Origin of the sequence: Sinimarinibacterium flocculans, from assembly GCF_003201205.1 — a bacterium.
In the GTDB taxonomy this organism is placed as follows: Bacteria; Pseudomonadota; Gammaproteobacteria; order Nevskiales; family Nevskiaceae; genus Solimonas; species Solimonas flocculans.
The window spans coordinates 138,531-155,105 of record NZ_QICN01000007.1 but is presented as its reverse complement, the minus strand read 5'-3'; the positions used below and the strand labels follow the sequence as shown (position 1 = coordinate 155,105).

15 protein-coding genes are annotated in these 16,575 nt (G+C 69.7%); 11 read left to right on the top strand and 4 right to left on the bottom strand.

The window, feature by feature from the left end:
- Positions 1 to 75: 75 nt before the first annotated feature.
- From C8D93_RS13430 to C8D93_RS13400, 7 genes are all read left to right on the top strand, one after another.
- Positions 76 to 1,236: a LysM peptidoglycan-binding domain-containing protein gene (locus tag C8D93_RS13430; RefSeq protein ID WP_245903908.1), complete on the top strand. Its 1,161-nt coding sequence runs from the start codon at positions 76 to 78 to the stop codon at positions 1,234 to 1,236.
- 48 nt (positions 1,237 to 1,284) lie between these two features.
- Positions 1,285 to 2,409 carry a DNA-processing protein DprA gene (gene dprA, locus C8D93_RS13425; RefSeq protein ID WP_110265710.1) on the top strand — a complete coding sequence of 375 codons (1,125 nt, stop codon included), beginning with the start codon at positions 1,285 to 1,287 and terminating at the stop codon, positions 2,407 to 2,409.
- Between the two features lie 88 nt (positions 2,410 to 2,497).
- The gene (locus C8D93_RS13420; RefSeq protein ID WP_110265709.1) at positions 2,498 to 2,965 is read left to right on the top strand and encodes a Smg family protein; all 468 of its coding nucleotides are present in this window, start codon (positions 2,498 to 2,500) and stop codon (positions 2,963 to 2,965) included.
- 116 nt (positions 2,966 to 3,081) lie between these two features.
- Complete coding sequence (locus tag C8D93_RS13415; RefSeq protein ID WP_110265801.1) at positions 3,082 to 5,541, top strand: DNA topoisomerase I; 2,460 nt, start codon at positions 3,082 to 3,084, stop codon at positions 5,539 to 5,541.
- 2 nt (positions 5,542 to 5,543) lie between these two features.
- Positions 5,544 to 6,107, top strand: coding sequence for an L-threonylcarbamoyladenylate synthase type 1 TsaC (gene tsaC, locus C8D93_RS13410; protein ID WP_110265708.1), 564 nt, complete (start codon positions 5,544 to 5,546; stop codon positions 6,105 to 6,107).
- Complete coding sequence (gene hemF, locus C8D93_RS13405) at positions 6,104 to 7,021, top strand: oxygen-dependent coproporphyrinogen oxidase (RefSeq protein WP_110265707.1); 918 nt, start codon at positions 6,104 to 6,106, stop codon at positions 7,019 to 7,021. Before tsaC ends, hemF begins: the two co-directional genes overlap by 4 nt.
- Positions 7,022 to 7,109: 88 nt before the next feature.
- Complete coding sequence (locus tag C8D93_RS13400; RefSeq protein WP_110265706.1) at positions 7,110 to 8,045, top strand: hydrogen peroxide-inducible genes activator; 936 nt, start codon at positions 7,110 to 7,112, stop codon at positions 8,043 to 8,045.
- Positions 8,046 to 8,054: 9 nt separating this feature from the next.
- Here C8D93_RS13400 and C8D93_RS13395 read toward each other — a convergent pair whose 3' ends face one another.
- The gene (locus C8D93_RS13395) at positions 8,055 to 8,849 is read right to left on the bottom strand and encodes a sulfite exporter TauE/SafE family protein (RefSeq protein WP_110265705.1); all 795 of its coding nucleotides are present in this window, start codon (positions 8,847 to 8,849) and stop codon (positions 8,055 to 8,057) included.
- Between the two features lie 71 nt (positions 8,850 to 8,920).
- On the opposite strand from C8D93_RS13395, the gene C8D93_RS13390 reads away from it, so the two are divergent.
- From C8D93_RS13390 to blaOXA, 3 genes are read left to right on the top strand one after another with little or no spacing between them, the layout of a single operon-like run.
- Positions 8,921 to 10,852: a lytic transglycosylase domain-containing protein gene (locus C8D93_RS13390; protein WP_211307342.1), complete on the top strand. Its 1,932-nt coding sequence runs from the start codon at positions 8,921 to 8,923 to the stop codon at positions 10,850 to 10,852.
- Positions 10,849 to 12,087 carry a multifunctional CCA addition/repair protein gene (locus C8D93_RS13385; RefSeq protein ID WP_110265703.1) on the top strand — a complete coding sequence of 413 codons (1,239 nt, stop codon included), beginning with the start codon at positions 10,849 to 10,851 and terminating at the stop codon, positions 12,085 to 12,087. The genes C8D93_RS13390 and C8D93_RS13385 overlap by 4 nt, the downstream gene beginning before the upstream one ends.
- The gene (blaOXA, locus tag C8D93_RS13380; RefSeq protein ID WP_110265702.1) at positions 12,087 to 12,908 is read left to right on the top strand and encodes a class D beta-lactamase; all 822 of its coding nucleotides are present in this window, start codon (positions 12,087 to 12,089) and stop codon (positions 12,906 to 12,908) included. The genes C8D93_RS13385 and blaOXA overlap by 1 nt, the downstream gene beginning before the upstream one ends.
- Positions 12,909 to 12,915: 7 nt before the next feature.
- Here blaOXA and C8D93_RS13375 read toward each other — a convergent pair whose 3' ends face one another.
- Entirely contained in the window at positions 12,916 to 13,716 is an 801-nt protein-coding gene (locus tag C8D93_RS13375) for an undecaprenyl-diphosphate phosphatase (RefSeq protein WP_110265701.1), read from the bottom strand.
- A gap of 71 nt (positions 13,717 to 13,787) precedes the next feature.
- On the opposite strand from C8D93_RS13375, the gene C8D93_RS13370 reads away from it, so the two are divergent.
- On the top strand, positions 13,788 to 14,537 hold the full coding sequence (locus C8D93_RS13370) for a pteridine reductase (protein ID WP_110265700.1): 750 nt from the start codon (positions 13,788 to 13,790) through the stop codon (positions 14,535 to 14,537).
- Positions 14,538 to 14,657: 120 nt separating this feature from the next.
- Here the strand turns inward: C8D93_RS13370 and C8D93_RS13365 are convergent, their stop codons facing one another.
- Positions 14,658 to 15,710 (bottom strand): bifunctional transcriptional activator/DNA repair enzyme AdaA, encoded by a 1,053-nt coding sequence (locus tag C8D93_RS13365; RefSeq protein WP_110265699.1) that lies wholly within the window; start codon positions 15,708 to 15,710, stop codon positions 14,658 to 14,660.
- 50 nt (positions 15,711 to 15,760) lie between these two features.
- The gene (locus tag C8D93_RS13360) at positions 15,761 to 16,537 is read right to left on the bottom strand and encodes an NRDE family protein (protein WP_110265698.1); all 777 of its coding nucleotides are present in this window, start codon (positions 16,535 to 16,537) and stop codon (positions 15,761 to 15,763) included.
- Between the last annotated feature and the right edge of the window lie 38 nt (positions 16,538 to 16,575).

Below are 16,575 nucleotides of genomic sequence, written 5' to 3'. Positions count from 1 at the left end.
CTCAAAGTTGACGGCAAACGATTGAGCCGTCTACAGTTTGGCCGTTCAGGCGCAACCCGCGGGGAAGGTGCCGCCATGCCCGATTATACCGGTTCGAGGACGCTGCCCGGCATTGCCGCCGTGGCCTTGTCGTGCCTTGCCGCCTGCGCGCAGACCGGCGAACGCCGCGAATACGTGCCCCCGCCTGCGTCGGCAGCGCCCGCCGTGTCGACGGCGCCGACCGCCACGCCGATGGCGGAGCAGGCGCCCCCCGTGGCCCGTCCCCGCGACGTCGCGCAGGTCCGCGAGGACGCGCCGCTGCGTTACGTGGTGCAGCCCGGCGACACGCTGTGGGATGTGTCGAAGCGCTTCCTGCTCGAGCCCTGGCAGTGGCCCGAGATCTGGTACGTGAACGACCAGGTGGCCAACCCGCATCTGATCTACCCCGGCGACGTGCTGACGCTGATCTGGCGCGATGGTCGGCCGATGGTCGCGCGCGAGGCTCTCGACGTCGAGTACCTGTCGCCGCGGGTGCGCGAACTGCCGCTCGAGGCAGCGATCCCGACGATTCCGCTGGAAGCGATCCGCGATTTCCTGCGCCGCGCCCGCGTGGTGTCGGCGGAAGACCTGCGGACCGCGCCCTACGTGCTCGGCTTCGCCGATCCGCGCCTCGTCGTCGGCGCCGGCAGCGAGGTCTACGTGCGCAACATGCCGGCGGACGAGACCTATCAGTACGACGCCGTGCGCATCGGCGAGCGCTACGTCGACCCGGACAGCGGCGAGTTCCTCGGCTGGGAGGCGATTCCGGTCGCCGACATGGAAGTGCGTCGCTACGGCGAGCCGGCGACGGCGATGGTCGCGCGCAGCTACCGCGAGACGCGTGCCGGCGACCGCCTGCTCGAACCGGAGCCGGACGCTTTCACCGCCAACTTCTACCCGCGCCCGGCCGATGCCGGGCTCGCCGGCCGCATCATCTCGGTCTTCGACGGCGTGTCCCAGATCGGCCAGTACCAGGTCGTGACCCTGAGCCGCGGGGCGGTCGACGGCGTCGAGGTGGGACACGTGCTCAACGTGTTCCAGTCCGGACGTCGCACACGCGATCCGTACAGCGGCGTGCACGTGCCGCTGCCCGAGGTGTTCGCCGGCACGGTGATGGTGTTCAAGCTCGAGGAGCGCGTGAGCTTCGCGCTGGTGGTCGACGCCGAGCGCGAGATCCATCTCTACGATCGCGTGCGCGGACCGCAGGCCGGGGGCTGAGGCCACACCGCCCTTGCGGCCGCTCCGGCTTCGGGCGACGCTAGCGTGGTGGACGCACAGGCCCTGAGACCCTGGCTGGTGCTGTGCCGCGCGCCGCGGGTCGGCGGTGCGGCCATCCGCCACCTTCTCGATCGTTTCCCCAGCGCCCACGACGCGGTCTCCGCGAGCCGGGCCGCGCTCGCTGCTGCCGGTCTCGATGTCGCCCAGATCGAGGCGGTGCAGCGTCCGGATGCCGATGCGCTTGCCCGCGATCTCGACTGGCTGGCCGCTCCGGGCCGGCGCCTGCTGACGTGGCGCGACGACGACTATCCGGCGGCGCTGCGCGAGATCGCGCAGCCCCCGGCCGTGCTGTTCGTGCAGGGCGACGCGGACTGGCTCGCGGTGCCACAGATCGCGATCGTCGGCAGCCGCCATGCCAGTCCGCAGGGCCTCGAGAATGCCCAGGCATTCGCCGGCGAGCTGGCGCGCCGGGGGCTGGCGGTCACCAGCGGACTGGCGCTGGGCATCGATGGCGCCGCGCACCGTGGCGCGCTCGTTGCCGGCGGCGGTACCGTCGCGGTCTGCGGCACCGGGCTCGACCGCGTGTACCCCGCACGGCACAAGGCCCTGGCCCATGACATCGCCGCCAGCGGTGCGCTGGTCTCCGAGTTTCCGCCCGGCGTGGCCGCGCTTGCCGAGAACTTTCCACGCCGCAACCGCATCATCAGCGGCTTGTCGATCGGCGTGCTGGTGGTCGAGGCGGCGCGCGAGTCGGGTTCGCTGATCACCGCGCGGCTGGCGCTGGAGCAGGGTCGCGAGGTCTTCGCGATCCCCGGTTCGATCCACAACCCGATGGCGCGTGGCTGCCACGCGCTGATCCGTCAGGGTGCCAAGCTGGTGGAGACCGTCGATGACATCCTCGTGGAGATCGGCCCCCTGCTTGGCACGCGGCGTGCGACACTGTTGCCGGCGGCGGCCACCGCCGCACCCGCGGTGTCGGACACGGGGGACGAGATGGAGCGTGCATTGCTGCAGGCGATGGGCGACGAAACCGTGGCCGTGGACACGCTCGCGGCCCGCGTGCAGGCGCCGGTCGGCGAACTGCAGGCCGCCCTGACGCGGCTCGAACTGGCCGGCGCCGTGGCCGGCGTACCGGGAGGACGCTATCAGCGGCTCGCACGGTCGCGTTCATGAAGCCGCAACGCACAGATGCGATGTCACGGGCAGCCGGCGGCGCCCCCGGCTGCGAGACCCGAACAACGATCGGCAAGGAGCAGGCGAGATGAAGGAAACGGTCCTGGACGTGCTGATGTACCTGCTGGAGAACTACCAGGAGGGCGAGTTTTCCGATACCGACAATCAGGACGCGCTGCATGAGGAACTCGTCGCCGCAGGCTTTGCCGACGATCAGGTGCGCCAGGCGTTCAACTGGCTCGACGGCTTGGCGGCGCAGCGTCAGTTGCCGATCGTCTTCGGGCCTAGCGGTGCGATGCGCTTCTACGCCCGCGAGGAGACGACGAAGATCCCGGTCGATTGCCGCGGCTTCCTGATGTACCTCGAACAGCTCGGCATTCTCGACGGCACGCTGCGCGAACTGGTGATCGACCGGCTGATGGCACTCAGGGAAGAGATCGATCTGGAGCGCACCAAGTGGGTCTGCCTGCTGGTGCTGATGAACCAGCCGGACGCCGAGGAAGCATTCGGTCATCTCGAGGAAATGGTCTATTACCAGGGGGAGTTCAAGCATTGACGATGCCTCGCGCGCGCGGGCATACGCGCGCGCGGTTGGCCTAGACAGCGGCTCGGGCTTGCGCTTATAAGGCGCGCAACTCGACCACCAACCGGTGGTTCAACATGCCGAGCTACATGAGCAAAAACCTGGTCATCGTCGAGTCGCCCGCCAAGGCCAAGACGATCAAGAAGTATCTGGGCAAGGACTTCGAGGTCCTTGCGTCCTACGGGCACGTGCGCGACCTGGTGCCCAAGGACGGCGCCGTCGACGTCGCCAACGGCTTCGACATGAAGTACCAGGTCATCGACCGCAACGAGAAGCACGTCAAGGCCATCGCGACGGCGCTCAAGGGCTCGGACGAACTCTGGCTGGCGACCGACCCCGATCGCGAGGGCGAGGCGATCTCCTGGCATCTGGTCGAGCTGTTGCGCGAGAAGAAGCTGCTCGCCGGCAAGCCGGTCCGGCGCGTCGTGTTCTACGAGATCACCCAGCGTGAGGTGCAGAACGCGATCCAGAACCCGCGGGAGATCTCAGACGATCTGGTCAATGCGCAGCAGGCGCGGCGCGCGCTCGACTACCTGGTCGGCTTCAATCTGTCGCCGCTGCTGTGGCGCAAGGTCCAGCCCGGCCTGTCGGCCGGCCGCGTGCAGTCACCGGCGCTGCGTCTGATCTGCGAGCGTGAGGAGCAGATCAAGGCCTTCGTGCCGCGCGAGTACTGGACGCTCGAGGCCAGTGCGCAGAAGGACGGCGACAAGGGGCCGCAGGCGTTCACGGCCAAGCTGATCGAACTGCAGGGCCGCAAGGTCGAGCAGTTCACGCTGACCAACACGGTTTCGGCGCTCACCGCCAAGAACATCATCGGCAAGGCGGCGCAGGGCGAGCTGACCGTCGCCGCGGTCGACAAAAAGCAGCGGCGCCGCAATCCGGCGCCGCCGTTCACCACCTCCACCCTGCAGCAGGAAGCCAACCGCAAGCTGGGCTTCACCGCCAGCCGCACGATGCGCGCCGCACAGCAGCTCTACGAAGGTGTCGATCTCGGCGGCGAGACCGTCGGCCTGATCACCTACATGCGTACCGACTCGGTGAGCCTCGCGCAGGACGCGCTCGCCGAGATCCGCAACACCATCGTCGCGCAGTTCGGCCCGGCCGCGCTGCCGGACGAGCCGCGCTACTACAAGACCAAGTCCAAGAACGCCCAGGAGGCGCACGAGGCCGTGCGGCCGACGGCGGCGTCGAGACTGCCGAAGGACGTCGTCGCCTACCTGGCGCCGGACCAGGCCAAGCTCTACGAGCTGATCTGGAAGCGCACGGTGGCCTGCCAGATGCAGCAGGCGGTGTTCGATACCGTGGCGGTCGAACTGCGTGCCGGTGCCGACAACGCCTTCCGCGCCAACGGTTCGGTGCTGGTCGAGCCCGGATTCATCGCGGTCTACAGCCAGGGTGTCGACTCGCCCAGCGGCAAGGATGACGATGACGACGACAAGCGCCTGCCGGCGCTGGAGGTCGGCGAACGCGTCAGGCTGCTCCACCTGATCGCGGACCAGCATTTCACCGAACCGCCGCCGCGCTACACCGAAGCGAGTCTGGTGAAGACGCTGGAGGAGTACGACATCGGCCGGCCGTCGACCTACGCCAGCATCATCTCGACGCTGCTCGCGCGCGACTACGTGCGGCTCGAAGGCAAGGCCTTCAACCCGACCGACGTCGGCATGATCGTCAACAAGTTCCTGACCGATCACTTCACCCGCTACGTCGACTACGAGTTCACCGCGCACTTGGAAGACGATCTCGACGCGGTGTCCCGCGGCGAGAAGCAGTGGAAGCCGCTGCTGGCCGAGTTCTGGCAGCAGTTCAAGCAGCGCGTCGACGAAAAGCAGGAGCTGAGCCGCTCGGAGGTCTCCGAGGCCCGCCAGCTCGGCACCGATCCGGTGTCCGGCAAGCCGGTTTCGGCGCGGCTCGGGCGTTTCGGCCCGTTCGTGCAGATCGGCACCAAGGACGACGAGGACAAGCCGCGGTTCGCCTCGCTGCGCGCCAACCAGCGCATCGACACGATCACGCTCGACCAGGCACTGGCCCTGTTCGCCTTGCCGCGCAAGCTCGGTCAGCTGCCCAACGGCGAGGAGGTCGAGGTCAACATCGGTCGCTTCGGCCCGTACGTGCGTCACGGTTCGAGCTTCGTCTCGCTGAAGAAGGACGACGATCCGTACACGGTGGAGCTGCCGCGCGCGATCGAGCTGATCGAGCAGAAAGCCGCTGCCCTGGAGGCGGCGACGATCAAGCGGTTCGGCGACACCGGCATCCGCATCGTCAAGGGGCGCTTCGGTCCGTACATCACCGACGGCAAGCGGCGCGCGCGCATTCCCAAGGGCAAGGACGCCGAGGCGCTCAGCGTCTTCGAGTGCGAGGCCTACCTGGCCGAGGCGGAGAAGGCGGCACCGAAGAAGGGCGCGCGCAAGACGGCGAAGAAGGCGACTGCGGACGCCGCGCCCAAGGCGGCGAAGAAGGTGACGACCAAGGCGGCCGGGAAAACGGCGAAGAAAGCCGTGAAGAAGACCGCGAAGAAGGCGGCCAAGAAAACCGGCGACAAGACCTGAGCATGGGCTTCGACATCGCGCCGTGGCATCTGCGCCGGGCGCTGGATGCGCTCGAGGACGGCGGTATCGTCGCCTGTCCGACCGAGGCGGTCTGGGGGCTGTCCTGCGATCCGCTGAATCGCAGCGCCTGCCTGCGGCTGCTCGACATCAAGCAGCGCGACTGGCGCAAGGGACTGATTCTCGTCGCCGCCCACTTCGACGACCTGCCGATGTTCGTCGAGCTGCCGTCGAACAGCGCGATGAAGCGCGCGACCGCAACCTGGCCCGGGCCGGCGACGTGGATCTTTCCGGCGTCGCCCGACGCGCCGCCGTGGCTCACCGGCGAGCACGACGGCATCGCCGTGCGCGTGACCGCGCACCCGTTGCTGCGGGCGCTTTGCAGCCGGTTCGGGCCGCTGGTGTCGACCAGCGCGAACCGCAGCGGCCGCGAGCCGGCGCGTTCGGTGGCCGAGGTCCGCATGCAGCTCGGCGGCGACGTCGACATGATCGTGCCGGGTGCGCTCGGCGGGCTCGCCAAGCCCACGACCATCCGCGACGTGCAGACCGGACATATCCTGCGCCGATGAGCGGGATCGACAGCAACGCCGTCGAGGCCTATCTGCGGGACCTGCAGGCCCGCATCTGCGACACGCTGGGCGCGATCGACGGCTCCGCCTTCGCGATCGACGACTGGCACAAGCCTGCCGACAGCCCGCTGCAGGGCAGCGGCCGCACGCGTGTGCTCGCCGACGGCGCCGTGATCGAGCGCGGCGGCGTGGCGTTCTCGGATGTCTCGGGCAGCCGTCTGCCGCCGTCGGCTTCGCAGAACCGCCCGGAACTCGCCGGGCGCTCGTTCCGGGCGATGGGCGTGTCGCTGGTGATCCATCCGCGCAATCCGCACGTGCCGACCTCGCACGCCAACGTGCGCTTCTTCGTCGCCGAGAAACCCGGCGAGGACCCGGTCTGGTGGTTCGGCGGCGGATTCGATCTGACGCCGTACTACGGGTACGACGAGGATGCGCGACACTGGCACGCGACGGCGCGCGACGCCTGCGCGCCCTTCGGCGCCGAGGTGCATCCGCGGCTGAAGCGGTGGTGCGACGAGTACTTCTTTCTCAAGCATCGCGACGAGCCCCGCGGCATCGGCGGCCTGTTCTTCGACGACTGGGCTGCCGGCGGCTTCGATGCCAGCTTCGCGCTGATGCGCAGCGTCGGCGACCACTACCTGTCGGCGTTCGTCCCGATCGTCGAGCGCCGCAAGGACACGCCCTACGGTGCGCGCGAACGCGACTGGCAGCTCTACCGGCGCGGCCGCTACGTCGAATTCAACCTCGTCTGGGATCGCGGCACGCTGTTCGGCCTGCAGTCCGGCGGTCGCACCGAGTCGATCCTGATGTCGATGCCACCGCTCGCGGCATGGCGTTACGACTACCAGCCGGAACCCGGATCGCCGGAAGCGGCCCTGCTCGAACGCTATCTGCAGGTGCGCGACTGGGTATGAACCAGCGTGGAGACGCTTGTGTAGCATTGCTTGTATTGAAAGTCGGTGCCATGGATGGCGCCGGCTTGCACAGGATGTACCAACTCCCATGACGCTGACCGAACTGCGGTATCTGGTGAACCTCGACAAGGAGCGGCACTTCGGCCGCGCCGCCGAGCGCTCTTTCGTGTCGCAGCCCACCCTGTCGGTCGCGCTCAAGAAGCTCGAGGACGAACTCGGCGTGATCCTGTTCGAGCGCAATCGCGGAGAGGCGCGGCCGACGCCGGTCGGCGAGCGCATCATCGAGCAGGCGCGACGCGTGCTGTCCGAGGCGCGGCTGATCGAGGATCTGGCGCGCGACGGTCGAGACGAGATCGCCGGACCGCTGCGCTTGGGTGCGATCTACACGGTCGGGCCCTACCTGCTGCCCAGTCTCGTGCCGCTGCTGCGCACGCGCGCGCCGCAGATGCCGCTGATGATCGAGGAGAACTTCACCGCCAAGCTGCTGGAGCAGCTGCGCGACAACGAACTCGACGTGATTCTCGTGGCGCTGCCGGTGGACCTCAACGGTCTGCAGGCCTGGCCCGTGTACGACGAGGATTTCGTCGTCGTCATGCCTCCGGATCATCGCTGGGCCGATACGCAGAATATCCCGGCCAAGCAGCTGGCCGGCGAAAAGCTGCTGCTGCTCGGCCCCGGGCACTGCTTCCGCGAACAGGTGATCGAGGCCTGCCCCAAGTGCGTCGATGCCGATGCCGACGGCCCCAAGCCGCAGACCGGCAGCTCGCTGGAGACGATCCGGCACATGGTCGTCAGCGGGCTCGGCATCACCGTGCTGCCGCGCTCGTCGGTGGACAACCGGCCCGAGGACAGCCTGCTGCTGGCCCGGCCGTTCGTGCCGCCGGCGCCGACGCGGCGCATCGCGCTGGTCTGGCGCAAGACCTTCCCGCGGCGCAAGGCGATCGCGATGTTGCGCGAGACCATTCTCGCCTCGGGCATCAAGGGTGTGACGATGCTGCCGGACGCCGACGCCCCCGGCGACTGAAGTCCCCGTTCAGGCGATCAGCATGCGCGCGCCGACCGCCAGCAACAGCAGCGCGAAGGCGCGCTTGAGGGTCGCCGCCGACAGCCGGTGCGCCAGCCGCACGCCCAGCGGCGCACAGAGCACACTGGTGCCGGCGAGCGCGACGAAGGCACCGAGGCTGACATAGCCCAGGTGCGGCGCCGGCACGCCTGGCGCGTCCCAGCCGGCGACGACGAAGCCCAGCGCACCGGCCCAGGCGATGGGCATGCCGCCGGCTGCCGCCGAACCGACCGCCCGGTGCACCGGCATGCCGCGACCGCTCAGGTAGGGCACGCTCAGCGAGCCGCCGCCGATGCCGACCAGCGACGACAGCAGGCCGATCACCCCGCCGGCAGCGAACAACTCGATCGCACCGGCGCGCAGTCCCGGCGGCGCCGAACTCGCGCGACGCGGAAGCGCCATCTGCACGGCGACCAGGATCGCCCCGGTTCCGACGATGCGCTGCAGCGCCGTGCCGGTCAGCGCGTCGGCGACGAAGGCGCCCGCGAGTGCGCCGAGTGCGAGCCCCGGTGCAAAGCGCTGCAGCGTGTGCCAGTCGACGCTGCCGCGACGGTGATGGGCGAGCGTCGACGAGATCGACGTGGCCGAGATCACCGCCAGCGAAGTGCCGATGGCAACCTGCATGAACACGCGTTCCGGCACGCCCTGCAGCGGCAGCACCAGGGCCAGCGCCGGCACCATGATCAGGCCGCCGCCGACACCGAACAGCCCGGCGAGCACGCCGGCAGCCGCGCCGGTGACGAGAAAGATCAGCCATTGCTCCATGGTCGCGGGGTTCCTGCTTCGGGGGGCGTTCAGGATGGTCGACTACAATGCGGCGCGCGCATCCTAACCCGATGATGAAACGGACTCTTCCCATCCTTGCGCTTGGCCTGACCGTGCTGCTGCCGCGCACGGCCGAGCCTGCGACGCCCGAGGTTCGCGCACAGTTCCGGGCCGCCCTGGAGGCCGCCGAGCAGGGTGCGGTTCCCGCGGCGCCCGACAGCGCCGGGCTGCGTGCCTACCTGCTCTATCCCGACCTGCAGGGCGCACGCTTGCTGGCCCAGTTGCAGCGCGCGCCGACACCGGCGCTCGATCGCGGGATCGCCGCCTTCGTCGCGGCCGAACCGTCGCTGCCCGTCACCGGCGAACTGCGCCGCGCCTGGCTGCTGAGCCTCGCCGAGCGTCGCCTGTGGACCGACTACCTGCGCCATTACGCCGTCGACAGCGCGGAGCCCGCGCTGGTCTGCCACTACTACCAGGCGCGCATCGAGACGACGACGCAGCCGCAGCTGCTCGCCGACCAGCTGCTCGATTTCTGGCAGACCGCGCCGCAGATGCCGCAGGCCTGCGTGCCGCCGTTCGACTGGCTCAAGACACAGGGTCGCTGGACGCCGGATGCGGTCGAACGCCGTGCGCGCAAGGCGCTGGCCGACGGCAACCCTGGCCTGGCGGCGTGGCTGATCCGCACGCTGCCGGAGGCACGCGCCCGGCCGTTGCAGCAATGGGAGCAGTTGCTGCGCGATCCGTCCGCCGCGCTGGCGCGACTCGCGGCCGACGCGAACGCGCGCGTCGAATTCGCCGCCGTCGAGGCGGCGTTCTCGCGGCTGGCGCCGCGCAGCCCGATGCGGGCCGCCGAGCTGCTCGGACAGCTCGGGCGCGAGCGCTTCGACGAGGGCCAGTACGCGGAGCTGCAGCGCTGGGTGGCCCTGGGACTGTCGTGGGATCGGCGCCCGGAGGCGATCGCGTGGTTCGAGGCCTTGCCCCGGAGCCACGTCGACGAGCGCGTCCACGAATGGCGGGTGCGTGCCGCACTCTGGCAGCAGCGCTTCGACCTGGCATCGATGTGGCTGCATGCCATGCCGCCGACCATGGCTGCCGAGCAACGCTGGACCTACTGGCGGGCCCGCAGCCTGGAGCTGCTCGGGCGCGATCGTCAGGCGCGGCCGCTGTACGAGCAGCTGTCGCGGGAGAACGGCTACTACTGCCTGCTGGCCGCGTGGCGGCTCGGGCAGCGGTATGCGCCGTCGTCGCGGGCATTCCCGGACGACCTGATCGTGCAGAGCGAACTGCTCGAACGCGACGGCGTCCGGCGTGCGCACGAGCTGTTCCTGGCCGAACGCGACCGCTGGGCCAACGAGCAGTGGCGGCGGGTGGTCGCGGATCTCGATGCGACGCGCAAGCTGCAGGCCGCCCGCCTCGCGTCCCACTGGGGTTGGCACATCCAGGCGGTGACCCTGCTCGCCGGGCTCGACATCCACGACATGTTCGAGCTGAGCTATCCCGATCCCTATGCCGGCACCATCCGCGAACAGGCCCGCGCCGTCGGCCTGGCGCCGGAGATCGTCTACGGCGTCATGCGCCAGGAGAGCCTGTTCAATCCGCGCGCGACCTCGCCGGCCAATGCCTACGGTCTGCTGCAACTGCTGCTGCCGACGGCGCGCGAAGTCGCGCGTCGCCGCGGCGACGCGCGCCCCGACCGCGACGACCTGATGCAGCCGCAGGTCAACATCCCGCTCGGCGCCACCTTTCTGCGCGAGCTGCATGCGCGCTTCGACGGGCAGTGGCTGCCGGCACTGGCGGGTTACAACGCCGGGCCCAATGCGGTGAAGCGCTGGTTGCCGAAGGAAGCACTCGCGCCCGACATCTGGATCGAGAACATCCCGTACAACCAGACCCGCGGTTACGTGCAGAAGGTGCTGTGGCACGTCACCGTGCATCGCTGGCGCCGCAGTGGCGAGCCGCAGGCGCCGTCCGACCTGCTGCATCCCGTGCGCGAACCGTCGTGAAGCACTACCTGGTGGGAGGCGCCGTCCGCGATCGTCTGCTCGGCCTCGAGCCGGCGGAGCGCGACTGGGTCGTGGTCGGGGCTACGCCCGATCAGATGCGCGCGGCCGGCTACCAGCCGGTGGGGCAGGACTTTCCGGTCTTCCTGCATCCGGACACCAAGGAAGAGCACGCGCTGGCGCGCACCGAGCGCAAGTCGGCGCCGGGCTATCGCGGCTTCGTCTTCCACGCCGATCCGGGCGTCACGCTCGAGGACGATCTGCGCCGCCGCGACCTGACGATCAATGCGATCGCCGAGGACGAGGACGGCGTGTTGATCGATCCGTACGGCGGCCGGCAGGACATCGCGGCGCGCGTGCTGCGTCACGTTTCCGAGGCGTTCGTCGAGGACCCGGTGCGCGTGCTGCGCGTCGCACGCTTCCACGCGCGTTTCGCGCACCTGGGATTCCGCGTCGCCGACGAGACGCTGGCCTTGATGCGGCGCATCGTCGACGACGGCGAGATCGATCATCTCGTGCCGGAACGTGTCTGGAAGGAGATGAGCCGGGCGCTGATGTCCGAGCGCCCGGGCGTGTTCTTCGACACGCTGCGCGCCTGCGGTGCGCTCGCGCGCATCCTGCCGGAGGTCGACGCGCTGTTCGGCGTGCCGCAGCGCGCCGACTACCATCCGGAGATCGACACCGGCGTGCACACGCTGATGTGCGTCGATGCCGCCGCGCGTGCCGGGACTTCGCTGCCGGTGCGCTACGCCGCACTGGTGCACGATCTCGGCAAGGGGCTGACGCCGGCCGCGGAATGGCCCTCGCACAAGATGCACGAACATCGCGGCGTGCCGCTGGTCGAGGGCGTGAGCGCGCGCCTGCGCGTCCCGGCCCTGTGCCGCGACATCGCCGTCGTTCACACCCGCGAGCACCTGAACGTGCATCGCGTGCGCGAACTCAAGGCCTCGACGCTGCACGACCTGATCGAGCGTCTCGGCGCCCTGCGTCAACCCGATCGCTTCACCCTGATCCTGCAGGCCTGCGAGTCGGACGCGCGCGGACGACTCGGCTTCGAGGACAGCGAGTATCCGCAGACCGACTATCTGCGCGAGGCGGCGAAGGTCGCGCGCGGTCCTCAGGCACGCGACGTGATCCCGCTCGGTTACGAAGGCGCGGCGATCGGCGAGCAGCTGCGCCTGCGGCGCATCGCGGCGTTGCGCGACTGGCAGGCGGCCCTGCCCCGGGAGTCGGCGTGATGCGCAGGTGCCGGTTGTGGTCCGGCGTGATCCTGGTGCTCGCGTCCGTTCAGCTGCCTGCAGCGCCGCCGGCCGGGCCGTCGTGGCGGGAGCGCCCGGACTGGGCGGCACTGTTCGACGCTGCCGGAGTTCCGGGCACGCTGGTGGTGGTCGACCGGCGGGACGACCGGCACTGGGTCCACGATCACGAACGCGCACAGCGGCGCTACCTGCCGGCCTCGACCTTCAAGATTCCGCACACGCTGTTCGCACTCGACGCCGATGCCGCGCTGACGCCGGACAGCCAATTCGCCTGGGACGGCACCGAGCGCAGCTTTGCCGCCTGGAACCGCGACCACAGCCTGCGCAGTGCCTACGCGCACTCGGCGGTCTGGGTCTATCAGGAGCTGGCGCGGCGCATCGGCCTGGCGCGCGAGCGCGCCTACCTGCGCCGCATCGGCTACGGCAATGCCGATCCCGGCGGCGGGCTGACGCAGTTCTGGCTCACCGGCGCGCTGCGCATCTCGGCGTTCGAGCAGATCGGTTTCCTGCAGCGCCTGTACGACGAAGCGTTGCCGTTCGATCGCGAGGATCAGCGCACGGTCAAGGACATCATGCTGCTCGAACGCGGCGACGGCTGGACGCTGCACGCCAAGACCGGCTGGGCCTTCGATGTCGAGCCGCAGATCGGCTGGTATGTCGGCTGGGTCGGTCGCGACGGAGGCGCGGTGTTCTTCGCCCTGAACATCGACATGCCCGACGGCGCCGGCGACGTCGGCAAGCGGACGCAGATCGTGCGTGCGGCGCTGGCGTCGATCGGGGCGCTGCCGCCGGCGCAGTAGAACCGGCTCAGTAGAAGATGACGATCAGCGCGCCGCCGAGCGCCAGCCGATAGATCACGAACGGCATGAAGCCGATGCGCTGCACCAGCCTCAGCAATACGTGGATGCTCACCAGCGTGCTCAGGAAGGCCACCGCCATGCCGACGGCCATCAGGCCCCAGGCCACCGGTTCGTCGCCGAGCGCGAGCTGCAGCAGCTTGTAGCCGCCGGCGAGCAGGATCACCGGGATCGACATCAGGAACGAGAAGCGCGCGGCGCCGATGCGCGACAGACCGAGGAAGCGCCCCGCGGTCATGGTGATGCCGGACCGCGAGGTGCCGGGAATCAGCGCCAGCGCCTGTGCGCAGCCGATGATCAGCGCGTCGCGCCAGCCGGTCTGCAGTTCGCTGCGGCCTTCCGGCGCGCGCCGGTCGGCCCAGCCGAGCAGCAGGCCGAAGCCGATCAGCGTGAACACGATCACCAGCGGCGAGCGCAGGTTGGTCTCGATGAAATCGTTGAAGGCGAGCCCGGCGATTGCCGCCGGAATCGTCGCGAGCACGAGGCGCCAGGCGAACAGCGCCTGTCCGTCGAGCGGCCGCCGGCCGATGGCCGAGCCGGTCCACGCGCCGAGCATGCCGACGACCTCGCGGCGGAAGTAGGTCATCACCGCGAACAGGGTGCCGACGTGCAGCGCGACGTCGTAGGCGAGGCCCTGATCGGGCCAGCCGAGCAGGTGCGGGACCAGCACCAGGTGTCCGGAGCTGGAGATCGGCAGGATTTCGGTCAGGCCCTGGATCAGCGCCAGGACGATGGCTTGCAGCAGATCCATCGGCGGAGGATGCGGTGTCGTGAGAGGAGGTGCCGGCGCGGCGCGCGCGGGCGGCTGCATAGAATACGCCGATGATCGATACGAAAGCCCGAACGAAAGTGGCACTGGTCACCGGCGCCGCGCGGCGCATCGGGGCCGCCATCGCCGACGCCCTGCACGGCGACGGCTGGAACGTCGTCGTCCATGCGCATACGTCGATCGGCGCCGCCCGCGAACTCGCGGAATCGCTCAACGCGCGCCGGCCGGACAGCGCCGTCGCCGTCGCCGCCGATCTGCGCGACGCCGCGGCGATCGAGCCGCTGGCCAAGGCCGCGCACGCCCGCTGGCAGCGTCTCGACGCACTGGTCAACAACGCCTCCAGCTACCACCGCACGCCGCTGGGTGCGATCGGTGTGGCGCAGATCGACGAGCTGGTGGCGAGCAACCTGCGCGCGCCGCTGTTGCTGATCCAGGCCTGCGCGCCGCTGATGGGCGAAGGCGGCGCGATCGTCAATATCGTCGATGCCCTGCTGCGCCGGCCGATGCCCGGCTTTGCCCCGTACTACGCGGCGAAGGCCGGACTGGCGTCGTTGACCGAGACGCTGGCGCTGGAGCTGGCGCCGGGGATTCGCGTCAACGGCGTCGCGCCCGGCCACATGCTGTGGGCCACCGGCAACGAGATGAGTGCGGCACAGCAGGACGCCGAACTCGCGCGCATCCCGATGCAGCGGCTCGGCGGCGGCGAGGAGATCGCGCGCGCGGTGCGCTACCTGCTGTCCGCAGAAGCCGCATATGTGACCGGCTCGATCCTGCCGGTGGACGGGGGACTGCGGCTGAAATAGCTGGCCGAAGAAGGCCCTCCATGGCCTTTTTCAGGGCGCTCCGGAAGGACATGGCTTTTCTTCTGCGCGCCCGGGAATCAAGCGCGGGTGGCGCCTGATTTCCGCCGACACATCCTCGTGTCAAATGAGCTTCTTCGTCGCGTTCTCTATCTCCAGCAGCCGCTGCTTGCGCCACAGCCCACCGCCATAGCCGCCGAGCTGACCGTTCTTGTTCACGACGCGGTGGCAGGGAATGAGGATGGCGATGCGGTTCTTGCCGTTGGTGGTGCCCACCGCACGACAGGCGCCGGGGCGGCCGACGGCCCTGGCCAGCTCGTCGTAGGAACAGGTGCGGCCGTAGGGGATGTCGAGCAGGGCGCTCCACACCGTGCGCTGGAAGTCCGATCCCGGGTAGGCCAACGGCAGGGTGAAGGTCCTGCGCGTGCCGTCGAAATACTCCGCGAGTTCGGTCCTGAGCCGTGCGAGGTGGCGGTGCTCGCCCGGCACCAGCGGTACGCCGAAGTGCCGGCGCAGCGTGTCGAACTGTGCTTCGAGCATGCGCCGCTCGGTGAATTCGAGCAGCACGATGCCTTCGTCGCGCGCGGCCGCGAGCAGCGGTCCGAGCGGGCTGTCGAGCCAGGCGACCCGGATCGGGTCGAGCCCGGCATCCGCCGGCGGCTGGCCGAAGCTGCGCGCGAACGCGGCACGAAAGCCGCTTTCGGATTCGAAGCCGTGACCGATCGCCAGATCGGTCACCGACTCGCCGTTGCGGATGGCCTGCAGTGCGGTGTTCATGCGTCGTCCCCGGCAATAGGCGGCAAAGCTCATGCCGCAGTGATTCTTGAACCAGCGGCGTACGCGCGCCGGATCGAGCCCGCGTGCGCGCAGCTCGTGTTCGCGGATGCGGCGCGACGGGTCGCACTCGATGTCCTCGATCAGTCGCGCGATCCATGGCGGTGGCGTGCCCGGCGCTTCCAGCGGCCGGCAGCGCTTGCACGCGCGGTAGCCGGCGAAGGTCGCGGCCCGGGGGTCGGGAAAGAACTCGACGTTCTCGGGCCTGGGCTTCTTCGCCCGGCAGGACGGCCGGCAGAAGATGCCGGTGGTGCGTACACCCAGGTAGAACACGCCGTCGTAGCCCGCATCGGAGGCGAGATAGGCGCGCTGCATCTCGGCGGTGGGGGGCAGTTGCTGCATGCCGCGATGCTAGGCCGCCCGCCCCGGCGCGACCAGCGAAAAAGCGACAATCAATTCGACGGGGCGAGCTGCAGGGATTCGACGGTGTGCCCGGTCGGGACCCCGTGCGGGCCGAAGCGGTGCTCGGTGAACAGCGCGTGACCCTGCCGGTCGATGGTCAGCACGGTGCTGGCCCGCGTGCCGTAGCGGTCGCCGCGGATGAACGCGGGTGCGAGGAAGCGCTCCATGGCTTCGCCGACGCCGGTGTCCGGCAGCACGGCGTCGTCGGCCACGCGGTCGCGGGCAAGCGCCGTCAGCAGCTCGACGGTATCGGTGCGCCCCTCGGCACACCAGTCGCGCACCGTGTCGCGCAGCGCGACCAGCTTGGGCCAGGGCGTGTCGAGCGCGGCATTGCTGACCGCGTGCACCCCTGCGGCGAGGCGTTCGCGCCGGAAGCCGTCATGGTTGCTCAGGTACCAGGCGCCGGCGGCATCGCCGAGCAGCAGGTTGAACCCGGCATAGCGGTCGGCTTCCGGTTCCAGCGCGCCGGCGTAGGCGGCAGCATCGTCGCTCTGCCGCAGGTAGTGGGCGACGAGTCTGCCGCGCGACGGCGCATTCGGATCGGGCGGGATCATGCGCCGGACATTGGTCACCGCCGCCCAGCGGCCGTCGCGCGCCAGCGCCAGCCAGGTGCCGTGACTCTGCAGGTCGCGCCCGCCGAAGATTTGCGGCGCGTCATCCCACCACGAGGCCGGCGCCGTCGGGCGGTGATGGAACTCGTCGCGGTTGGCCGCCAGGACCAAGGCATACTGCGGATGCGCGTCGAGCGCGAGAGCAATCAGGCACATGGCGCGAGAATCGTTTTCGCGCCGCGGGCTGTCAAACA

What these genes read in the sequence shown, in the direction of transcription:
- blaOXA (WP_110265702.1), top strand. Translation starts at nt 12,087, where the DNA reads ATGCGCAGGTGCCGGTTGTGGTCCGGCGTGATCCTGGTGCTCGCGTCC.
- C8D93_RS13370 (WP_110265700.1), top strand. Translation starts at nt 13,788, where the DNA reads ATGATCGATACGAAAGCCCGAACGAAAGTGGCACTGGTCACCGGCGCC.
- C8D93_RS13395 (WP_110265705.1), bottom strand. Translation starts at nt 8,849, where the DNA reads ATGGAGCAATGGCTGATCTTTCTCGTCACCGGCGCGGCTGCCGGCGTG.
- tsaC (WP_110265708.1), top strand. Translation starts at nt 5,544, where the DNA reads ATGGGCTTCGACATCGCGCCGTGGCATCTGCGCCGGGCGCTGGATGCG.
- C8D93_RS13375 (WP_110265701.1), bottom strand. Translation starts at nt 13,716, where the DNA reads ATGGATCTGCTGCAAGCCATCGTCCTGGCGCTGATCCAGGGCCTGACC.
- C8D93_RS13430 (WP_245903908.1), top strand. Translation starts at nt 76, where the DNA reads ATGCCCGATTATACCGGTTCGAGGACGCTGCCCGGCATTGCCGCCGTG.
- C8D93_RS13400 (WP_110265706.1), top strand. Translation starts at nt 7,110, where the DNA reads ATGACGCTGACCGAACTGCGGTATCTGGTGAACCTCGACAAGGAGCGG.
- C8D93_RS13365 (WP_110265699.1), bottom strand. Translation starts at nt 15,710, where the DNA reads ATGCAGCAACTGCCCCCCACCGCCGAGATGCAGCGCGCCTATCTCGCC.
- C8D93_RS13420 (WP_110265709.1), top strand. Translation starts at nt 2,498, where the DNA reads ATGAAGGAAACGGTCCTGGACGTGCTGATGTACCTGCTGGAGAACTAC.
- C8D93_RS13390 (WP_211307342.1), top strand. Translation starts at nt 8,921, where the DNA reads ATGATGAAACGGACTCTTCCCATCCTTGCGCTTGGCCTGACCGTGCTG.
- hemF (WP_110265707.1), top strand. Translation starts at nt 6,104, where the DNA reads ATGAGCGGGATCGACAGCAACGCCGTCGAGGCCTATCTGCGGGACCTG.
- C8D93_RS13360 (WP_110265698.1), bottom strand. Translation starts at nt 16,537, where the DNA reads ATGTGCCTGATTGCTCTCGCGCTCGACGCGCATCCGCAGTATGCCTTG.
- C8D93_RS13415 (WP_110265801.1), top strand. Translation starts at nt 3,082, where the DNA reads ATGAGCAAAAACCTGGTCATCGTCGAGTCGCCCGCCAAGGCCAAGACG.